This window comes from Bradyrhizobium sp. B025 (genome assembly GCF_042257955.1).
GTDB lineage: Bacteria > Pseudomonadota > Alphaproteobacteria > Rhizobiales > Xanthobacteraceae > Bradyrhizobium > Bradyrhizobium diazoefficiens.
This window is the reverse complement of the sequence record NZ_CP170150.1, coordinates 5,385,987-5,405,956: the sequence shown is the minus strand read 5'-3', so window position 1 is coordinate 5,405,956 and position 19,970 is coordinate 5,385,987. Positions and strand designations below refer to the sequence as shown.

At 65.6% G+C, this 19,970-nt stretch carries 22 protein-coding genes; 15 read left to right on the top strand and 7 right to left on the bottom strand.

The window, feature by feature from the left end:
• The first annotated feature begins 117 nt into the window (after window positions 1-117).
• The gene (gene adhP, locus ACE10W_RS25335) at window positions 118-1,143 is read left to right on the top strand and encodes an alcohol dehydrogenase AdhP (RefSeq protein ID WP_011088401.1); all 1,026 of its coding nucleotides are present in this window, start codon (window positions 118-120) and stop codon (window positions 1,141-1,143) included.
• A gap of 119 nt (window positions 1,144-1,262) precedes the next feature.
• Here adhP and ACE10W_RS25330 read toward each other — a convergent pair whose 3' ends face one another.
• Genes ACE10W_RS25330 through ACE10W_RS25320 form a run of 3 tightly spaced genes read right to left on the bottom strand, consistent with a single transcriptional unit; the run spans window position 1,263 to window position 2,479 of the window.
• Window positions 1,263-1,676, bottom strand: coding sequence for a GFA family protein (locus ACE10W_RS25330; RefSeq protein ID WP_375762042.1), 414 nt, complete (start codon window positions 1,674-1,676; stop codon window positions 1,263-1,265).
• A gap of 12 nt (window positions 1,677-1,688) precedes the next feature.
• A complete protein-coding gene (locus ACE10W_RS25325; RefSeq protein ID WP_060908108.1) occupies window positions 1,689-2,147 on the bottom strand; it encodes an SRPBCC domain-containing protein in 459 nt (152 codons plus the stop codon).
• Entirely contained in the window at window positions 2,144-2,479 is a 336-nt protein-coding gene (locus ACE10W_RS25320) for a helix-turn-helix transcriptional regulator (protein WP_011088398.1), read from the bottom strand. The genes ACE10W_RS25325 and ACE10W_RS25320 overlap by 4 nt, the downstream gene beginning before the upstream one ends.
• Before the next feature lie 108 nt (window positions 2,480-2,587).
• Here ACE10W_RS25320 and ACE10W_RS25315 point away from each other — a divergent pair, with 108 nt between their 5' ends.
• From ACE10W_RS25315 to ACE10W_RS25270, 10 genes are all read left to right on the top strand, one after another.
• On the top strand, window positions 2,588-3,268 hold the full coding sequence (locus ACE10W_RS25315) for a TetR/AcrR family transcriptional regulator (RefSeq protein WP_370204508.1): 681 nt from the start codon (window positions 2,588-2,590) through the stop codon (window positions 3,266-3,268).
• Complete coding sequence (locus tag ACE10W_RS25310) at window positions 3,265-4,188, top strand: HlyD family secretion protein (RefSeq protein ID WP_246740583.1); 924 nt, start codon at window positions 3,265-3,267, stop codon at window positions 4,186-4,188. The genes ACE10W_RS25315 and ACE10W_RS25310 overlap by 4 nt, the downstream gene beginning before the upstream one ends.
• On the top strand, window positions 4,185-5,117 hold the full coding sequence (locus tag ACE10W_RS25305; protein ID WP_304565571.1) for an ABC transporter ATP-binding protein: 933 nt from the start codon (window positions 4,185-4,187) through the stop codon (window positions 5,115-5,117). The genes ACE10W_RS25310 and ACE10W_RS25305 overlap by 4 nt, the downstream gene beginning before the upstream one ends.
• On the top strand, window positions 5,114-6,277 hold the full coding sequence (locus tag ACE10W_RS25300; protein WP_028173420.1) for an ABC transporter permease: 1,164 nt from the start codon (window positions 5,114-5,116) through the stop codon (window positions 6,275-6,277). Before ACE10W_RS25305 ends, ACE10W_RS25300 begins: the two co-directional genes overlap by 4 nt.
• 106 nt (window positions 6,278-6,383) lie before the next feature.
• Window positions 6,384-7,691, top strand: a complete 1,308-nt coding sequence (locus ACE10W_RS25295; RefSeq protein ID WP_011088393.1) for an adenylate/guanylate cyclase domain-containing protein — start codon at window positions 6,384-6,386, stop codon at window positions 7,689-7,691.
• Between the two features lie 28 nt (window positions 7,692-7,719).
• Window positions 7,720-8,004: a hypothetical protein gene (locus ACE10W_RS25290; RefSeq protein WP_231166533.1), complete on the top strand. Its 285-nt coding sequence runs from the start codon at window positions 7,720-7,722 to the stop codon at window positions 8,002-8,004.
• A 130-nt stretch (window positions 8,005-8,134) separates the two neighbouring features.
• A complete protein-coding gene (locus ACE10W_RS25285) occupies window positions 8,135-8,866 on the top strand; it encodes a GntR family transcriptional regulator (protein WP_011088392.1) in 732 nt (243 codons plus the stop codon).
• 50 nt (window positions 8,867-8,916) lie between these two features.
• On the top strand, window positions 8,917-10,158 hold the full coding sequence (locus ACE10W_RS25280; RefSeq protein ID WP_375762041.1) for an MFS transporter: 1,242 nt from the start codon (window positions 8,917-8,919) through the stop codon (window positions 10,156-10,158).
• 22 nt (window positions 10,159-10,180) lie between these two features.
• Window positions 10,181-11,074 (top strand): amidohydrolase, encoded by an 894-nt coding sequence (locus tag ACE10W_RS25275; protein ID WP_271555114.1) that lies wholly within the window; start codon window positions 10,181-10,183, stop codon window positions 11,072-11,074.
• Window positions 11,075-11,198: 124 nt separating this feature from the next.
• Window positions 11,199-12,113: a PhzF family phenazine biosynthesis protein gene (locus tag ACE10W_RS25270; RefSeq protein WP_375762040.1), complete on the top strand. Its 915-nt coding sequence runs from the start codon at window positions 11,199-11,201 to the stop codon at window positions 12,111-12,113.
• 122 nt (window positions 12,114-12,235) lie between these two features.
• Here ACE10W_RS25270 and ACE10W_RS25265 read toward each other — a convergent pair whose 3' ends face one another.
• Window positions 12,236-12,697 (bottom strand): DUF488 family protein, encoded by a 462-nt coding sequence (locus ACE10W_RS25265; protein ID WP_375762039.1) that lies wholly within the window; start codon window positions 12,695-12,697, stop codon window positions 12,236-12,238.
• A 9-nt stretch (window positions 12,698-12,706) separates the two neighbouring features.
• On the bottom strand, window positions 12,707-13,543 hold the full coding sequence (locus tag ACE10W_RS25260; RefSeq protein ID WP_375762038.1) for a DUF72 domain-containing protein: 837 nt from the start codon (window positions 13,541-13,543) through the stop codon (window positions 12,707-12,709).
• A 106-nt stretch (window positions 13,544-13,649) separates the two neighbouring features.
• Between ACE10W_RS25260 and ACE10W_RS25255 the strand changes: the two genes are divergently transcribed.
• The 4 genes from ACE10W_RS25255 (at window position 13,650) to ACE10W_RS25240 (ending at window position 17,211) form a co-directional block, all read left to right on the top strand.
• A complete protein-coding gene (locus tag ACE10W_RS25255; RefSeq protein WP_011088386.1) occupies window positions 13,650-14,030 on the top strand; it encodes a hypothetical protein in 381 nt (126 codons plus the stop codon).
• 88 nt (window positions 14,031-14,118) lie between these two features.
• A complete protein-coding gene (locus ACE10W_RS25250) occupies window positions 14,119-14,313 on the top strand; it encodes a hypothetical protein (RefSeq protein ID WP_038967587.1) in 195 nt (64 codons plus the stop codon).
• 243 nt (window positions 14,314-14,556) lie between these two features.
• Window positions 14,557-15,690, top strand: coding sequence for a glycosyltransferase family 2 protein (locus ACE10W_RS25245; protein ID WP_028175447.1), 1,134 nt, complete (start codon window positions 14,557-14,559; stop codon window positions 15,688-15,690).
• A gap of 18 nt (window positions 15,691-15,708) precedes the next feature.
• A complete protein-coding gene (locus ACE10W_RS25240) occupies window positions 15,709-17,211 on the top strand; it encodes a glycosyltransferase family 39 protein (RefSeq protein ID WP_375762037.1) in 1,503 nt (500 codons plus the stop codon).
• 44 nt (window positions 17,212-17,255) lie between these two features.
• On the opposite strand, the gene ACE10W_RS25235 is transcribed toward ACE10W_RS25240, so the two are convergent.
• Entirely contained in the window at window positions 17,256-19,142 is a 1,887-nt protein-coding gene (locus ACE10W_RS25235; protein WP_375762036.1) for a CHASE2 domain-containing protein, read from the bottom strand.
• Between the two features lie 37 nt (window positions 19,143-19,179).
• Window positions 19,180-19,701 (bottom strand): FecR domain-containing protein, encoded by a 522-nt coding sequence (locus ACE10W_RS25230; protein WP_375762035.1) that lies wholly within the window; start codon window positions 19,699-19,701, stop codon window positions 19,180-19,182.
• Between the last annotated feature and the right edge of the window lie 269 nt (window positions 19,702-19,970).

The following is a 19,970-nucleotide window of genomic DNA, read 5'->3' as shown; positions in this document are numbered from 1 at the left end:
TCATCGTGATGTCACGATCGCGCGAGCCTTGCGTAAACTTTGTGCGGTTTGACTCCAATCAAGGGGGCGCCGCCCGGTGCCGCTAGTTTGCCTCCGTCATTCAAACGGAGCAGACAGATGCCGACCATGAAAGCCGCAATCGTCAGACAATTCGGCAAGCCGCTCGTGATCGAGGACGTGCCGGTGCCGCAGCCCGGACCCGGCGAGGTTCTGGTCAAGGTCAAGGCGTGCGGCGTCTGCCATACCGATTTGCACGCAGCCTCCGGCGACTGGCCGGTGAAGCCGGTTCCGCCTTTCATCCCGGGCCATGAGGTTGCCGGCATCGTCGCCGCGCTCGGATCCGGCGTGAAAAATCTGAAGGTGGGCGATGCCGTCGGCGTCGCCTGGCTGCACGATGCCTGCATGTCCTGTGAATATTGCGAGACCGGCTGGGAGACGCTGTGCGAGCACCAGCACAACACCGGCTACAGCGTGAACGGGGGCTTTGCCGAATATGTCATCGCCTCGGCTGCCTTCGCCGCCAAACTGCCGGCGACGATCGATTTTGCGGGCATCGCGCCGATCCTGTGCGCGGGCGTCACCACCTACAAGGGCTTGAAGGAGACGGAGGCAAAGCCCGGCGAGTGGGTCGTGATCTCGGGCGTCGGCGGGCTCGGCCATGTCGCGATCCAATATGCCAAGGCGATGGGCCTCAAGGTCGCGGCCGTCGATATCGCCGACGACAAGCTCGAGCTCGCGCGCGAGACCGGCGCCGACCTCGCCGTCAACGCGCTCGCAGCCGATGCCGTGGACAAGGTGTTGGCGGTAACCGGGGGAGGGGCGCACGGCGTGCTGGTGACGGCGGTCTCGACCGCCGCGTTCGCCCAGGCGCTGAAGATGGTGCGCCGGAAGGGCACCGTCAGCCTCGTCGGCCTGCCGCCGGGCGAATTCCCGACGCCGATCTTCGACGTCGTGCTCAAACGCATCACCGTGCGCGGCTCCATCGTCGGCACCCGCCGCGATCTCGACGAAGCCATCGCATTCGCCGCCGACGGCAAGGTCAAGGCCGAGGTGACAAAGGTGCCGCTCGCTGAGATCAACGACGTCTTCGACCGGATGAAGGCCGGCAAGATCGAAGGCCGCATGGTGCTGGATTTTGGCTAGTGCGTTGTGAAACGAGCCGTTGCCGCGAAGGAGGTGCGCTCCCTCTCCCGCAAGCGGGAGAGGTGCACCGAGTTTGCGGCGATGCTTTTCGTATCAAAGGGACGTCGCTCTCTCGCTGCCTACCCCGGCGGCATGCCTTCGAATTTCGGCAGGTCCGGATCGAGACGGTCCCATTGATGGCCGCGCGCGGCGTAAGTCACCACCTGCGGCTTGTAGCGGGCGGGCTCGTCGAGGCTTGCGGCGCGGATGGTGAAGATGTCGGGCATTGCCGCAAAGGTCAGGTAAACCGGCAAGCCGCACCGGGCGCAGAAGCCGCGCGTCTTCACGTTGCCGCTGTCGCCGACCATGTCCCAGTGCTTCGCCTCGCCGGTTACGGTGACGCCGGCGCGCGCGAAGGTCGCGTAGGAGCCGTGGCCGCTGCCGCTTTCCCGCTGGCAGTCCCGGCACTGACAATGATTGCTGAATATGGGCTCACCGACAATCGAATAGCAGATCGCGCCGCAGGCGCAGCCGCCTGTATAGGGCTTGTCCATCGCGATAACTCCTTACTCGCCACTGATCTCGTCAAGCTGGCGGACGACCTTCTTCCAGCCGCCACTCATCACCGTGTAGGCCGACTCGTTTATGGGCAGGACGAAGCCGGCATGAACCAGGCGGATCCGCGTGCCGGCTTCGACCGGGGTGAGGGACCACGTCACGACAGTGTCGAGCGGCGCGCCGTAGCCGGTGTTGCGCTCATCGCCGCCCTTCCAGGCGTAGACGAGGCGCCGGTTCGGCACGACCTCCAGAACCCGGCAATGGATGACGCCGTCCCAGTTGCCGCCCGGAGTGGTCTGGAACGTGAAGGCCTTGCCTTCGACGGCTTCAAAACCGGTCGGCGGCATCAGCCAGCGCGCGATCAGCTGGGCGCTGGTCAACGCCTTCCAGATCGTCTCCGGCACGTGAGGGAACACCTCGTCGATGACGATGTCTTTGGTCTCGGCTTTCAACTCGGCAGCACTCACGGATCGATCTCCTTCAAGAGGTCACGCAGATTCTGGAAGCGCTCGCGCCAGAAGACGCCGTAATGATCCATCCAGGTCACCAGCGGCTCGAGTCCTTGCGGCGCGGCGCGGTAGTAGACGTTGCGGCCCTCCGCGCGCTCGGCAACGAGGCCGGCCTGCTTCAGCGACTTCAGGTGTTGCGAGATCGCGCCTTGCGTCACGCCACTGCCGCGCGTCAGCTCGGCGACGCTGATCTCCTTGCTCTCGAAGACGCGTTCGAACACGGCGCGGCGGGTCGGATCGGCGAGGGCGCGCATCACGGTGGTGACGGGGTTTGGGGCGGCTTCGATCATGGCAATAAATTAGTGAGGGCTAATTCATTAGTCAATGCTAATTTAATTCGGTCACTCTGGCTGGCGTCAATAATTGACTATGACTGACTAGTCAGTCATAAATTGACTATGACGAAGAAGCCCACCAAAGCCGCCGCGGCATCTGCAGCCCAGGCTGGGAGCCAAATGCTCGAAGCCGCGCCCGCCTCGAACCGTGCCACCCGCGCGGCGGAGCGGCGTGCGGCGATCGTGGAGGCGGCGATGGAGGAGTTCATTGCGCGCGGCTTTGCCGCGACGCGGCTCGACGACATCGCCAGACGTGCCGGCGTCGCCAAGGGCACGATCTACCTGCACTTCAAGGACAAGGAATCGATGTTCGAGGAGCTGGTGCGCGTCGTGATCGTGCCTGTGGTGGCGCGGCTGACGACGTTGCCGCCGCCGGTGGGCTCGGTGCGCGACCTCATCGAAGCCTTCGCCGGCAACTTCCTCAAGGAGGTGATCGGCACCAAGCGCGGTGATCTCGTGCGCCTGATCGTGGCGGAGGGGCCGCGCTTTCCCTCCGTCGCCGACTTCTACTACCGCGAGGTGGTCTCGCGCGGGGTTGCCGCCATGCGCGCGCTGATCGAGCTCGGCATCGCCCGCGGCGAGATCCGCGAGAAGGACCTTGCGCGCTATCCGCAGATCCTGATCGCGCCTGCGATGATCGCGGTGATCTGGCAAAGCCTGTTTGAGCGCCACGCGCCGCTCGATGCGCGGGACATGCTGCGCGTCCATCTCGATTTGATTTTTGGCGAACGGAGGACGACATGAGGTCGTCGCAAACCATCTCTCACCTCATCCTGAGGAGCGCGGAACGCGCGTCTCGAAGGATGCAGGCCCGGCTGTGGCCCTTCGCCCTTCGAGACGCTGCTTCGCAGCTCCTCAGGGTGAGGGATCGACAGCTTTGGTCGCTGCAAGCAATTTTCAGATTTGCATTGGCCGTCCTGCTCGCAACCGCGCTGGCGGCTTGCAAGGAGAAGCGCGATCCCGGCTTCCAGGGCTGGGTCGAGGCCGACATGATCTTCGTCAGCCCGGACGAAGCCGGCCGCGTGACGAAGCTGAACATCCGCGAGGGTGACGAGGTCAAGGTCGGCGACGCCCTCTATTCCGTCGACGACGATCTCCAGCTTGCCGATCTCAACCAGAACAAGGCGACGCTGGCCAACGCGCAGCAGACCTATGACCGTGCGGCCTCGCTGAACAAGACCGGTTCGGGCACGCAGGCCAATCTCGATTCCGCCGTCTCCGCCCTCCGCGTGGCGGAAGCGCGGGTGGCGACGTCGGAGACGCGGATGGCGCGGCGCAGGGGCTTTGCGCCGGTCGCCGGCACCATCCAGCAGATCTATTTCCGCGAGGGCGAGATGGTGGCGGCGCAGCGGCCGGTGCTCTCGATCATGCCGCCCGGCAACATGAAGCTGCGCTTCTTCGTGCCGGAGACCGAGCTGCCCAAGCTTGCGATCGGCGACACGGTGCGGATCGGCTGCGACAATTGCGCGGCCGACCTGACCGCAAAGATCTATTTCATCGCGACCTCGGCCGAATACACCCCGCCGGTGATCTACAGCCTCGATGAGCGCAACAAGCTCGTCTACCTGATCCAGGCGCGGCCCTCGCGCCCCGATGCCTTGCGCGTCGGGCAGCCGATCGACGTCTATCTCAATCCAAAAACCCCGGTGGCGGACAAGCGATGAACGGCGGCAACGAGATCGCAATCGACGTCAAGGGCCTGACGAAGTCGTTCGGCGGCCGCGAGGTCGTGCACGATCTGTCGATGCAGGTGAAGCGCGGCTCGATCTACGGCTTCCTCGGTCCCAACGGCTCGGGCAAGACCACCACCATCCGCATCCTCTGCGGCCTGCTCACGCCCGACAGCGGCGAGGGGACGTGCCTCGGCTACGACATCCGGCGCGATGCCGAAAAGATCAAGCGCCAGGTCGGCTACATGACCCAGCGCTTCAGCCTGTACCAGGACCTCTCGGTGCGCGAGAACCTCGAATTCGTGGCACGGCTCTATGGCCTTGCCGATCCACGCGACGCGGCGCGCGACATGATCAAGCGGATCGGGCTTTCGGGGCGCGAGGAGCAGCTCGCCGGCGAGCTCTCCGGCGGCTGGAAGCAGCGGCTGGCGTTAGGTGCCTGCACGCTGCCCAATCCGCAATTGCTGCTGCTGGACGAGCCGACCGCCGGCGTCGACCCCAAGGCGCGGCGCGATTTCTGGAACGAGATCCACGCGCTCGCCGCCGACGGTCTCACCGTGCTGGTGTCCACCCACTACATGGACGAAGCCGAGCGCTGCCACGAGATCGCCTATATCGCCTACGGCCATCTGCTCGCGCACGGCACGGTGGAGGAGGTGATCGCGAAATCCGCGCTGACGACCTACACCGTGACGGGTGAGGATTTGAACGGGCTCACCGCCGAGCTCACCGGCAAGCCCGGAATCGACATGGTGGCACCGTTCGGCACCTCGTTGCACGTCTCGGGGCGCGACGTCGCCGCGCTCGAAGCCAGCATCGCGCCGTGGCGCGAGAAGAGCGGCCTGCACTGGCAGAGCTCGCATCCTTCGCTCGAAGACGTGTTCATCGAACTGATGAGCCGCTCCAAGGACAATTTCCAATGAGCACCGTCGATCATCCGGCTCCCGCACGCGAAATCCGCGAGCGCTTCGGCTTCCTGCGACGCTCCTATGCGATGCTGATCAAGGAGTTCATCCAGCTGAGGCGCGATCGCGTCTCGTTCGCGATGATCGTGATGCTGCCGGTGATGCAGCTCATGCTGTTCGGCTATGCCATCAACACCACGCCGCACCATCTGCCGAGCGCCGTGCTGCTCCAGGAGGACTCCGATCTCACCCGCTCGATCCTGAAGGCGCTGGAGAACACCGCCTATTTCCGTTTCATCTACGAGGTGCACGACGTCGACGATTTCGACAATCTGCTGAAATCCGGCAAGGTCCTGTTCGGCGTCGAGATCCCGCGCGGATTCGAACGGGCGGTGCGGCGCGGCGACAAGCCGGCGCTGCTGGTCGCGGCCGACGCCACCGATCCGGTCGCGGCGAGCTCGGCGATCGGCTCGCTCGGCATGGTCGTGCAGACCGCGCTCAAGCACGATCTCTATATCGGCAATCCCCCGGAGATGCCGTTCGAGATCCGGGCGCATGCGCGCTACAATCCGGCCGCAGCGTCGAGCCTCAACATCGTGCCGGGTCTCGTCGGCACCATCCTCACCATGACCATGCTGATCTTCACCGCGCTCTCGGTCACGCGCGAGGTCGAGCGCGGCACCATGGAGAGTCTGCTGTCGATGCCGATCAAGCCGGTCGAGGTGATGTTCGGCAAGATCATCCCTTACGTACTGGTCGGCTTCGTCCAGGCCTTCCTGATCATCAGCATCGGCGTCGGCCTGTTCGGCGTGCCCGTGCTTGGCAATCTGTTCCTGCTCGCGCTGCTCTCGACGCTGTTCATCACCACCAACCTGTCGATCGGCTACACGATCTCGACCGTCGTGCAGAACCAGCTCCAGGCCATGCAGATGTCGATGATGTTCTTCCTGCCGAGCATTCTGCTGTCCGGCTTCATGTTCCCGTTCGCCGGCATGCCGGCCTGGGCGCAATATGTCGGCGAGGCCTTGCCGCTGACCCATTATTTGCGCATCGTCCGCGCCATTATGCTGAAGGGGGCGAGCATGCAGAATCTGCGGTTCGACGCGCTGGCGCTGGCGGCCCTGATGCTGATCGCCATGACCATCGCCGTGACGCGCTTCCGCCGTACGCTAGATTGAGGCAAACTAGTCCTTGAGAGTCATTCCGGGGCCTACGAAGTGCGAACCCGGAATCTCGAGATTCCGGGTTCACGCTGCGCGTGCCCCGGAATGACTGGGGGATGGAATGGTCAAGTTTGCGAGCAGGAAAGCGCGGCAACACGCCGCCTTGTCGGAGGACTTCGAGCGCGAGCTGACGCGGGAAGTGCTGCGCACCGAGCTGTTGCGGGTGCGGACACTGATCATCACCGGCTGCGTCATGATCTTGTTCCTCACCTCAACCTTCCTGATCGACCCCGCTCTGGTGAACCGGGTCTGGCGCGGGACGGAGGGCCTCGTCCGCGAATATATTCTCTTGGGAGGTTTCATCCTCTTCGAAGTCTGGATCCACAGCCAGATCAGGCGAAACCTCAAGCTCGATCGCGACCTGCCGGTGATCAGGCGCTACGTCGGCGCCTTTATCGAAACGTCGCTGCCGACGATCATCCTGATCCTGCAGATCCGCAGCATGGGTGCGAGCCAGGCGCTCGGTTTCGTGCTGCCGCTGGTCTATTTCATCTTCATCATTCTTTCGACGCTGCGGCTCGACTTCTGGCTGTCAACCTTCACGGGATTTGTGGCCGCAGCCGAACTCCTGGCCGTCGCGCTATATTACAACTCGGCGAGCGAGGCCGGTGAACCCCTGATCTACTTCCACGCCGTGCGCAGCACGGTCATTCTTGTCTGCGGCGTGCTCGCCGGCTCCGTCGGTGCGCAGCTGCGGCGGCAATTCGCCGCGAGCATTGCGGCTGCCACCGCGCGCGACCGGGTCACCAATCTGTTCGGCCAGCACGTCTCGCCGCAGGTGGTGGAGCGGCTGATGGCGGAGGGGACGAGCGCGGCCGGCGACCTCCGCCGCGTCGCGGTGATGTTCGTCGATTTCCGCGGCTTCACCGCCGGGGCGCAGTCGCGCACCCCGCAGGAGGTGGTCGACCGGCTCGATGGCGCCTTCGCGGTGCTGGTCGACATCCTCGACCGCCAGGGCGGCATCGTGAACAAGTTTCTCGGCGACGGCTTCCTCGCGCTGTTCGGCGCGCCGCTGGAGGCCTCCGACGCCGCGCACCGCGCGGTCGCCGCGGGCCGCGAGATGCTGGCCGCGATGGACCGCATCAATGCGGAGACGAGCTGGCCGCTGCGGATCGGCATCGGCATCCATTTCGGCGAGGTCGTCGCCGGCAATATCGGTTCGCCCCGGCGCAAGGAGTACACGGTGATCGGCGACACCGTGAACTTTGCCTCGCGGCTGGAGGCGCTGAACAAGGAGTTCGGCTCGCAGCTGCTGATCTCGGCGTCCGTGCGCGAGGCGCTCGGCGATGACGGCGAGGATGCTGTCGCGCTCGGCGAAGTCGAGGTGCGCGGCTACGAGCAGAAGGTGGCGGTGTTTCAGCTCGGGTAGACCGCTCGCGTTTCGTTGAAGGCGCGTGATGAAATATCGCGCCGCGTTCTCCGTTCCTGCACTCTGGAAGCCGAAACATCGGTTTCCGTTTGTCATGCGGAGAAAACCAATGACCAGATTGTCCGTTGTTGCGGCCGTCCTGATCGCCGCCGCCGTCTACCAAACCCAGGCCGCTGCCGCCCGCGACGCCGCTTCTCGGCGCGCCGCAACCCACGTGACGACGGACTGCGTCAGGGCTCCGGCGGTGGGCGCCTATGCCTCTGCGCCCTACAAGCAACCGCCTTGCCTGCCCAATACGACGACGATGAACTGACGATCACGACAGACGAACCCGGGCTGGTGAAGTCCGCCAGCCCGGCTTCGCGTCATCCATGGCGGCCCTCCCGTCGGCGGTATTTTCGTAGTGCTTGACTCCTTCATCATCTAGTCATCTATATGACTATATGAATTCAGCGCCGCTCGACGACCGCCTGCCACGCTACCAGCGCCTGCGCGACGACCTCGCCGCGCGGATCAACCGCAATGAATGGCGGCCGGGCGAGCCGATCCCGTCGGAAGCCGAGTTGGCTGCGCATTACGGCGTTGCCATCGGCACCGTGCGCAAGGCGATCGACCAGCTCGTCGCGGATGCCGTGCTGGAGCGCCAGCAGGGCCGCGGCACCTTCGTGCGCCGCGCGCGCTTCAACTCCTCGCTGTTCCGCTTCTTTCGCTTCCAGTCGGAGAGCGGCGAGCGGCGCGTGCCGAAGAGCCGCATCATCAGGCGCAAGAGCGTGCCGGCGACATCGGCGGTCGCATCCGCACTCCGCATCCCGGTCGGCGAGCCCGTGATCAGCCTGTCGCGCCTGCGCCTGATCGACGACGTCCCGCTGCTCGCCGAAGAGATCTGGCTGCAGCAATCGCGGTTTGCGCCGATCCTCGACATCGACACCGCCGAGTTCGGCGACCTCCTGTATCCGCTCTACGAGGAGCGCTGCGGCGAGGTCGTGGTTTCCGCCGAGGAAATCCTGACGGTCGAGACCGCCAACGAGATGCAGGCACGCCTGCTGCGGCTCGAGGCGCATGCGCCTCTGATTGTCATCGAGCGCCTCGCGCTCGACCTCGAACGGCGGCCGATCGAATGGCGCCGTTCGCGCGGGCCGGCCAACCGCTTCCGCTACCACGCCGAGATCAGGTGAAGCGGCTCTTCAACGACACCAAGCAATAAACGAGTACAGGGGTAGGAAAAATGTCGAACTGGTACAGCGAAAGCTCGCCGCTGGAGCGGCGCACGTTCTGGGCAAGCTTTGGCGGCTGGGCGCTGGATGCGCTCGACGTCCAGATGTTCGGCCTTGCCATCCCCGCGCTGATCGCGGCGTTCGGCATCAGCAAGGCCGATGCCGGCCTGCTCGGCTCGGTCACGCTGTTCTTCGGCGCGTTCGGCGGCTGGCTCGGCGGTGCGCTCGGCGACCGCTTCGGCCGCGTCAAGGCGCTTCAGATCACGGTTGCGACCTTCGCACTCGCGACCTTCGCCTGCGCATTCGCGATGACCTACACCCAGCTCCTGATCCTGAAAGCGGTCCAGGGCCTCGGCTTCGGCGCCGAATGGGCCTGCGGCGCGGTCCTGATGGCCGAGATCATCCGCCCCGAGCATCGCGGCAAGGCGCTCGGCTCGGTGCAGAGCGCCTGGGCCGTGGGCTGGGGCGCAGCCGTGCTGCTGTCGGCGCTGGTCTTCACCTATGCGCCCGCAGACATCGCCTGGCGGCTGCTGTTCGCGCTCGGGCTGTTGCCCGCGCTCCTCATCATCTTCATCCGCCGCGGATTGAAGGAGCCGCCGCGCGCCATCGCCAGCGAAAAGACGCCGTTCTTCGCGACGCTCTCGGGCATCTTCCATCGCGACGTGTTGCGCGCGACGCTGATCGGCGGCCTGTTCGGCATCGGCGCCCATGGCGGCTACGCGGCGCTCACCACCTTCCTGCCGACTTACCTGCGCGAGGTGCGGCATCTGTCGGTGCTGGGCTCCAGCGGCTATCTCGCCGTCATCATCGTCGCCTTCTTCTGCGGCTGCGTGGCGAGCGGCATCATCAGCGACCGCATCGGTCGCCGGGTCAACGTCGCCTTCTTCGCCAGCGCCTGCATCATCACCGTGCTGATCTACATCTTCGCGCCGCTGACCGATGGGCAGATGCTGGTGCTCGGCTTCCCGCTCGGCTTCTTCTCCGCCGGCATCCCCGCCAGCATGGCGGCGCTGTTCAGCGAGCTCTATCCGGCCGGCGTGCGCGGTACCGGCGTCGGCTTCTGCTACAATTTCGGCCGGATCGTCTCCGCCGCGTTCCCGTTCCTGGTCGGCTTCCTCAGCGATCATATCGGGCTTGGACCTGCGATCGGCATCGATGCGGCCTTCGCCTATTCGCTGGTGCTGATCGCGGTGCTGCTGCTGCCCGAAACCCGCGGCAAGGTCTTTGAACAGACCGCCGCGACGCGTGCCTGACGCGGGATGGGGAGGAGCCACCATGACATTGTCCCAGCGCGGCCTGACGCGCCGCCAGTTTGGCGCGGGCCTCGCATCGCTCGTGACGCTGGCCGCGACCACAGCCAGCAGTGAGGCGGCCTTGCCGACGATCGATACCCACGCCCATGTCTTTCACCGCGGCCTCAAGCTCGCACCTAGCCGCCGCTACGCGCCGGACTACGACGCGCCGCTGTCGCTCTATCTGGAGCAGCTCGACCGCAACGGCATGTCCAATGGCGTGCTGGTGCAGCCAAGCTTTCTCGGCACCGACAATTCCTATCTGGTTGCATGCCTGAAAGAGGCGGGCGGCCGCCTGCGCGGCATCGCCGTCGTCGATCCCGCTGTTAGCGCGGACGAGCTGCGCATGCTCGATCGCGCCGGAATCGTCGGCATTCGCCTCAATCTCGTCGGCCAGCCCTTGCCCGATCTCGCTGCCGGCGAATGGAAGACGTTGCTCGCGAGCGTGAAAGTGATGGGCTGGCAGGTCGAAATCCAGCGCAACGCGGCCGATCTCGCCGCGCTTGCGCCGCAGCTTCTGGATCTCGGCGTTGCAGTCGTGCTCGATCACTACGCGCTGCCCGATCCAAAGCTCGGTGTCGACGATCCCGGCTTCCAGTCCGTGCTGAAGCTCGGCGCAACGCGAAACGTCTGGGTCAAGATCTCGGCGCCGTATCGCAATGGCGCGGCCGGCGAGAGCTTTGCGAAGCAAGCCTATCCGCTGCTGCGCAAAGCTTACGGCCTCGATCGCCTGTTGTGGGGCAGCGACTGGCCGCACACGCAGTTCGAGGCGTCGCAGGCTTACGAAAAGAACCGGCAGTTTCTCGACACGCTGATCACTGATCAGAGCGAGCGTGCGCAAGTGCTGGCATCGCCGTATCAGCTCTTCCGCTTCTGACACGTCCGGTCGCGATTGCTCCGATTGCTCCGAATTTTGGGGCATGACGGACGATATCGCCGGCTTGTAGACTGCTGCACGATGCAGCCGACCCGCGGCTGCGATTTGCATGAGGAAAGCAAAGATGCAGCGCCGCTACATCACCGTCGACGTGTTCACCGACCGCGCCTTCGGCGGCAACCAGCTCGCCGTGGTGCTCGATGCCGGCGGCTTGTCGACGACGCAGATGCAGGCGATCGCGACCGAGTTCAACTATTCCGAGACGACCTTCGTGCTGCCGCCGCGCGACAAGGCGAACGATGCGGAGGTGCGCATCTTCACGCCGGTGCGGGAGCTGCCCTTTGCCGGTCACCCCAATGTCGGCACCGCCTTCGTGCTGGCGACGATCGCAAGGGAGCCCAAGCCGCGCCTGCTGTTCGAGGAGAAGGCGGGGCTCGTGCCGGTCGAGATCGTACGGGAGCAGGGAAGGGTGGTCAGCACCGAGCTGACCGCGCCGCAGCCGCTGGCCCGCCTCGCGACATGTTCCGCCGAAGAGGTCGCGGCCTGCATCTCCCTGACCGCGGAGGATATCAAGATCGATCGCCATGCCCCGCAGGTCGTCGGCGTTGGAACGCCCTTCGTGGTGGCGGAAGTGGGGTCGCGTGAGGCCGTGCGGCGGGCCAAGCCTGATGCTGTGGCGTTCAGCCGGATGTTGCCGCGCGATGGCGCCTTCTCGGTCTATTTCTACACGCGCGACGTGCCGGCGGCGGAGGCGCCATGCGAGCGGCAGGCGCGGATGTTCTTCCCCGGCGCCAGCGGCCTGATCGAGGACCCCGCCACCGGCAGCGCCACGGTCGCCGCCGCCGCGCTGTTCGCCGATCTCGATCCCGCGCGCGATGGCGAGTTGAAGCTCACCATCGGCCAGGGTTTCGACATGGGCCGTCCGAGCCTGCTCCTGACGCGCGTGCGCAAGCAGGATGGCAAGATCGTCTCCGCCCATGTCGGCGGCAGCTGCGTGCAGATGATGGAGGGGACGTTTAGGCTGGTGGGGGAGGGGTAGGTCCATCAACCCGTCATTCCGGGGCGCGCGCAGCGCGAACCCGGAATCCATTCCTCCACTAGCTCTGCGGCCCGATGGATTCCGGGCTCGCGACTTTGTCGCGCCCCGGAATGACAGCGCAGCTAGACCTGCCGCCCCGCCAAATTCTTCACCGTCACCCCGTCGCGCTCCTCGATGATCTCCGCGATCATCTGGCGGTGGCAGTGGGTGTGGTCGCGCTCGTAGCAGAGCAGGCAGACCGGGCCGGCCTTCTTCACCAGGGCCGAGAGCTCGTCCATCTCTTCCTTCGCCTGCGGCGTCTTCAGGTGCCTTGAATAGATCTTCTCCAGCACGTCGTATTGCCCGCTGCGCGCGGCAAGGCGTCCCTCCTTGGGCGTGCCGAGCGCGGCGAGATGGACATAGGCGATGCCGCGCTCGTCGAGCCCGGCGGACAACTGCTTCTTGGAAAAACCCGGCCGGCGCGACGACGTCACCGCGCGCACGTCGACCACGAGCTTGACGCCGGCGTGCTCCAGCTCGTCGAGCACGGCCTTGGGCGGCGTCTGCTCATAGCCGATGGTGAAGAGCTTCTTCGCCTTTGCCATGAACAATCCTCAACTCACCCGCGCGATCAGTTCCATGGCGCCGTGCGGTGCGCGCACCTTGCCCTCGTGGATGACATAGGCAAACACGTCGCGCGGCTCCTTCTTCGGCTTTGCCTTGTCGACCTTCGGCAGATCGTCCGGTTCGCTTCCTTCGGCCCAGTCCTTGAAGCGCTGGGCCCAGGCATCGAGCTGCTTCGGCGGATAGCAGGTCTTGATCTCGTCATTGCCCTTCTGCAGCCGCGCGTAGACGAAATCGCCGGCAACGTCGGCGATGGCGGGATATTTGCCGTGCTCGGCGAACACCACCGGCGTCTCGAATTCGCGGATCAGCGCGACGAAGTCGGGCGTGCAGAAACTGTCGTGGCGGACCTCGACCACGTGGCGCAGCGCGCGCCCGTCGAGCTTGCGCGGCAGCAGCTCCAGGAACTTGCCGAAATCGGCGCCGTCGAACTTCTTGGTCGGCGCGAACTGCCACAGCACCGGCCCGAGATGGTCGCCGAGTTCCAGCACGCCGGAATCATAGAAGCGCTTGATGGAATCGCCGGCTTCGGCCAGCACGCGGCGATTGGTGGCGAAGCGCGGCCCCTTCACCGAGAACACGAAACCTTCAGGCACCTCGCTCGCCCATTTGCGAAAGCTCTCCGGCTTCTGCGAGCCGTAATAGGTGCCGTTGATCTCGATCGAGCTCAGCTTCGAGGCCGCGTAGGTCAGCTCCTTCGCCTGCGTCAGCTTCTCCGGATAGAACACGCCGCGCCAGGGCTCGAATGTCCAGCCGCCGACGCCAATGAAGATATTGCCGGATTTTTTGGACACGGTTTTTGTTTTGGCCACGGAAGGATCTCGCATCGACGTGAAGGGGAGGCCGGCATCCTAGTCAAACGAGTTGTGATTGGCCAGTTGCCGCGGCCCGTCTAAGCTTCCGACAAGATCATCTGCGCAGAAGGAGAACAAGATGCGGATGCTGATGCTGGGGGCGGCGCTCATGATGATGACATCTGCTGCCATCACATATTCTGCCATGGCGGATGACGACGACGCCAAGGGCGCGCAGAAGCTCGCCATGCAGGGCCGCGACGATTACTGGCATTGCCTGGCGCGGGAATATTCGCGCGACAGCAATCAGGGCCTGTCGGAACAGGATTTTGGCCGCTCGGTTGCGGGCGCCTGTCCGTCGGAGCGGCAATATTACCGGGTGGCATTGCTCGACTATCTCACCACGCAATATCCGAACATCGATTCCGGCGCCCATCTCGCGACCGCGAACAGGGCGGTGGAGTCGGCGCAGAAGGACATCGTGACGGCTTTCATCAAGCATAGGCCGCCGCAGAAATAGGTCGACAGCGGTCGCGGTCCCGTGGCCCTTCCGGCTCCGCGTTCATCCGTGGTATCAATGATCGCATCTGGAACAGGGATGGGCTTCCATGTCGTCTGAGTCGGTGGGTGGCATTTTGGGCGCGATCGTCGCGGCGGTCGTGCTCGCGGTCGCCGTCGTCCTCGGGCCGATCGGCCAGTACGGCAAGCCGCCCAAGCCGGCAAAGGTCGATCCGGCCCCGGCGGCCATGGCGCCGGCAGCCCCCGCGCCGCGCGGCCCGGTGATCAAGGAAGTCCCGAACTAGTCGTCGGCCTGAAAAGGGTGCTTTTGCCCCTTGAAAAGCGGCTTTGCCGTCCCCATCTAGCTACTAACGGCAACGTTGAGTCACGATCTCCGTTGCTGGAACGACCTTGGAATAGCTAAGGCTGCGCCGGATGTACGCGCGCCCGCCGTTCCGGGGTCGTTGGCATTTTAGGGCCCATTTGGGCCCTTCCTCTTGGAAACCCCGGCTTGGCAGCGCAGGACGCGGCGGATATACGCTGCCGTCATGAATGAAGCGATCAGACCGGGCCCCGACAATCCGCCCCAGGCTCAAGAGGGGCCGGAACTGTCGGTCATCGTCCCGACCTTCAACGAGCGCGACAACGTCACGGTGCTCTACCGGCGCCTGGAGGCGACGCTCGCCAGCGTCGCCTGGGAGGTCGTGTTCGTCGACGACAATTCACCCGACGGCACCTGGGACGTCGTGCGCGCGCTGGCCCAGCGCGACAGCCGCGTGCGCTGTGTCCGCCGCATCGGCCGCCGCGGCCTGTCCGGCGCCTGCATCGAAGGCATCCTGGCCTCCAGCGCACCCTTTGTCGCCGTGATCGACGCCGACCTTCAGCACGACGAGACGCAGCTGCCGAAGATGCTGCTGCTGCTCGCCAGCGACGAGGCCGATCTGGTGGTCGGCAGCCGCTACATCGAGGGCTACAAGAGCGAAGGCTTCAACAAGCAGCGCGCCGGCGCCAGTGCGCTGGCGACCGAGGTCGCCAGGAAGATGCTGCGGGTCGAGATCGCCGATCCCATGAGCGGCTTCTTCATGGTCCGCCGCGATCGTTTCGAGGAATTGGCGCCGAAACTTTCGGTGCATGGCTTCAAGATCCTGCTCGACCTGGTCGCGACCGCGCATGGCAGCTTGCGGGCCGTCGAGATTCCCTACACCTTCGGCGCCCGCCAGCACGGTGAGAGCAAGCTGGATTCCATGGTCGCGCTCGACTTCCTGGGCCTCGTGCTGGCCAAGCTGAGCAACGACATCCTCTCGCTGCGCTTCATCCTGTTCGCGATGGTCGGCGGCATCGGTCTCGTGGTGCACCTGGCCACGCTGTTCATCGGGCTTCACGTGTTCAAGGCGCCGTTCGCGGAAGCGCAGGCGGCAGGCGCCGTCGTCGCCATGACCAGCAACTTCGTCCTCAACAACTTCCTCACCTATCGCGATCAGCGGCTGAAGGGCTTTGCGCTGCTGCGCGGCCTGATCGCCTTCTACATCGTGTGCAGCGTCGGCCTGCTCGCCAATGTCGGCGTCGCCTTCTCGGTCTACGACCAGGAGCCGATCTGGTGGCTGGCCGGCCTGGCCGGCGCGCTGATGGGCGTGGTGTGGAACTACGCGATGTCCGGACTGTTCGTCTGGCGCAAGAAATAGCGCGCCAAGGAAACCGGTATGGGCGGGGCTGACGCGCGGATTGTCCGCAACACGGCGCTGGTGATTCTCGCGCTGGTGGCCCTGCGGCTCGTCGCGGCCGCCTTCACGCCGATCACCTTCGACGAAGCCTACTACTGGATGTGGTCGAAGAACCTCGCCGGAGGCTATTACGACCACCCGCCGATGGTCGCCTATGTCATCCGCGCCGGCACCATGATCGCCGGCGACACCGAGCTCGGCGTCCGCCTCGTCTCGATCCTGCTCGCGCTGCCGATGAGCTATGCGATCTATCGCTCGGCCGCGATCCTGTTCGGGGGCGCCCGCGTCGCGGCCACCAGTGCCATCCTGCTCAACGCGACGCTGCTGGCCGCGGTCGGCACGCTGATCGTCACGCCCGATGCGCCGCTGCTGGTCGCCTCCAGCTTCGTGCTGTTCTTCCTCGCCAAGGTGCTGGAGACCGGCCGCGGCGTCTGGTGGCTCGCGGTCGGTGCCGCCGTCGGTGCGGCGCTGCTGTCGAAATACACCGCGATGTTCTTCGGGCCGGCGATCCTGATCTGGCTCGCGGCCGTGCCGAAGCTCAGGCGCTGGTTCCTCTCGCCCTGGCCCTATCTCGGCGGCCTCGTTGCCCTTGCGCTGTTCTCGCCGGTGATCCTCTGGAACGCGGATCATCAATGGGTCTCGTTCGCAAAGCAGCTCGGGCGCGCCAGGATCGAGGATTTCCGCCCCGTCTTCATCGCCGAGCTGATCCCGACCCAGATCGCGTTCGCGACCCCGCTGGTCTTCATTCTCGGTGCCATGGGGCTGCACGCGCTGACCTGGCGCCGCGCCGGCGCGCTGGCCTCGCGGGTGCTGATCGAGACGATGTTCTGGACCATTGTCGCCTATTTCGTCTGGCATTCGCTGCATGCGCGTGTCGAGGCCAACTGGTTCGCGCCGGTCTACCCGCCCTTCGTGATTGCGGCTGCGGCCGCCGCCAACCTCGTGCAGTGGAAGCCGCGTGCGCGGCGCCTGGTCGATTTTTGCCTGCGCTGGGCTGCCCCCGCCGGCATCGTGATGTTTGCGGCCCTGATCGTGCAAGCCAACACGGGCATCTTGTCCGGCTATCGCCGTGACGCGACCGTGCGCAGCGTCGGCGTCGGCTGGCGCCAGCTCGCCGCGGAGATCGAAGCCGTGCGCGCCCGCACCGGTGCGACATGCGTGCTCGCGCCGGACTACGGCACCACCGGCTGGCTCGCGTTCTATCTGCCGCGCGGCACTTGCGTGGTGCAGCAGAACCAGCGCATCCGCTGGGTCAACATGCCCGAGCCCGATCCAAAGCAGCTTGCCGGCAAGCTGCTCTATGTCGATGAGCTGCGTGAGGGCGGCCATCCCGCCGTCAACGATCTCTTTGCGCAGGTGACGCAGGTTGCGCAATTGCAGCGCAAGCGCGGGCCGCTCGTGATCGAGACCTACGGCATCGATCTGCTCGAAGGCGCCAAGGGCGACGTGCTGGACCGCTCGCCGCCACCGGAAGCGCGGTAATCACCGTCGTCCCGGCGGAGTGTTGGGCGGGTAGCGGTGGCTATTCAGTCGATCATCTCGGCCTTGGCGGTGGCCTGGCTGGGCCTGTGCCGGTCGCGCCAGAACCAGACGGTCACGACGCCGGAGCGGCCGCGGACCTGCGTGAGCAGGGGGCCTGTCAGGACGCCGTTGGGAGTGCCGTGAAAGTCGGCGGCATCCAGCAGCGTGTCGGTCAGCGCGAGCCGCGCATCGTTCTGGGCGGCGACCTCCATCAGCCGGCTTGCGACGTTGACGGTGTCGCCGGTCGCCGTGATGTGCTGGTGGCTTTCGCCGAGACGGGAGGCGACGATCGGGCCGAAATGCGCGCCGATCTTGAAACCGAGCTGGCCCCCGATCGCAGGGGGCAGCGAGGCGATCCAGCGTTCGACGCCGCGATGCAGGTCGATCGAACACTTCAGCGCACGCGCCGCGTCATCCGGCATGGCGTGCGGCAGTCCGAACAGGAGCATGGCGCCGTCGCCGAGAAAGCCGGTGACCATGCCGCCGCAATCGACGGCCGCCTTGTCGATCAACGCGTGAAACGCCTTCAGGAGATCCCTGAGCGCGTCCGGATCGGTCCGTTCGCTCAGCGCCGTAAAGCCGGAGAGATCGATGAAGACCACGGCGGCGTCCTGCCGGACAGGCTTCGACAGGAAGTTCGGATCGCGCGCCAGCCACTCCTGCACGGCGGGTGCCTGGAAGAGCGCAAGCGACCTGCTCTTGGCGGCGAAATACTGCGTGCGGCGGCCTCCCGCCCATAGCTGCACGCCGGCAAAGATCGCAACGGGCGGAACCGCGGCCGCAAGCGTGGTCGCGGCGTTCAGCCAGACCCCGTGCGTGAACGCGAACAGATTGAGCCCGGCCCAGGCGATCATCACCGCCGCCGCCGCCATGATGCCGAGCGCGCTGCGCCGCCAGGCGAGCAAGCCCACCAGCAGCACCGGCAGCAGGATGGCGGCAAGCGCGTCGGCGATATGCACCTTGCGGTCGCGCACGATGCCGTCGCCGGCGATGAGATGGGTGATTGCGGTCGAGATCACCTCGACGCCGGGCATGAGGGAATCGAACGGCGTCGGATAGAAATCACCGCCGCCGGCGACCGAGGCGCCGATCACGACGATGCGGTTCTCGATGGCGGCGCGACTGAGCGTGCCGTCGAAGATGCTCTGCGCGCTGACGGTGCGGATGGTGCGGCGCGGGCCGTAATAGGTGATCGGCAGCGCGAAGTCGGTGTCGGTCGGCACCGCGCGATCGCCGAGCATGAGATGATCCGGCGCGATCGTCAGCGGCTTGTCGAGCGCGCGGGTCGCGACCCGCAAGGGGAACGACAGCTCGACCTTGTCGTGCGTCCGGAACAGCATCGGTATCGAGAGCGGCGAGCCGGACTGTCCCGTCGCGACGTTGACGACGCCAACCTCGGCGTGGTCGGCAAATGCGGGCAAGGGCAGCAGGAAGCGCTCGGCTTGCGGCAGGACGGCGAGGGGGCCCCGGCTGCTGGACTCCACGGTCTCGCTGGCGGACGGGAAGATCGCCGCGGCGGCGAGGACCATCGGACCGGTGGCGAGCGTGTTGGCCAGCGTGGCATCGCCGATCGCGGCGCTGCGGTCGACCAGCAGGAGGTCGATCGCGACGACCTTCGGCTTGAACTGCACGATGGTGTCGACGATCCGGGCGAGATCGGCGCGCGGCAGGGGATAGCTGCCGCCGCGTTTGACGACGGTGTCGTCGATCGCGACGATGGTGACGAGATCGGGCGGAGCCTGCACGCCGCGGATTTGCGTCCGCAGGTCGGTCAGTGTCGCTTCGAGGTGGTCGAGAAAGCGCAGATGGCCGTTGGCGTGAGCGGCATAGATGCCTGCACCCCACAGCGCGGTGAGGACGAGTGCCACCAGGATCTGAACGCGTCTAGTCATTACGTACTGCAATCTTCTTCGCTTTGTCGTCCGGGCCTTATCGACCCAGTCTTGCCATCAGCGCGTCGACGCGCGGCTGGCCCCATGTCTTGACGGTCAATGGACCGGTTGCCTCGACATCGACGCCTTCGCCAGGGCTCAGAACGACGCCGCGTCCGCGGCTCCTGCGGCTGACGCCGACACGGCCGTCGGCGACGAAGACCGAGGTTTTTGCATCGGCGACGTCCACGGCCCATTTGGTGCCCCGCACCGCGGCGATCGCCTGCGGTGTCAGCACCTTGAAGGGATTGCCGCCGGGCTTTTTGGGAACCTCGACCAGCAGCGCTTTGCTGCTCAACTCCACGGAGTCTATATGTCCGTCGCGGTTGGCGTCCTTAAGTTCAAATCTGGCGCCGTTTTCCGCAACGATGGTGATGCCGTTGTTGCAGCGCCAGGTTTGCGTGCCGGCGGCGGATGGCGACGGCGTGCAGCCCGCATTGGCGGGCTGCGCGGCCACGTATCCCGTCAACAACGACGACCACGCCAGGGCGAAAAACCCGGCACGTGCGATCCCTCTCATGCCAGCCTCCGTTTGCGTGCGTGGCACAGTTCAAGGCGATGTTGATACGGTACCGTATCACGCGCAGAGGCTGCTGAAAAGTGCCGGGTCTGGCACCTATTTCGTCGCTGCGGCCTTTTCCAGACCGGCGCGATCAACTTTCGGTCACGGCGCCGTGCTGCGTGAGCGCTCAGTGCGATGTGTGATGTGTGTGTGCGTTGTCGCCATTCCGCTGACATCGGTGCGCCGAAAGACGGAGGGATGGCCAGCGCGACCAGCCTCGCGCAACG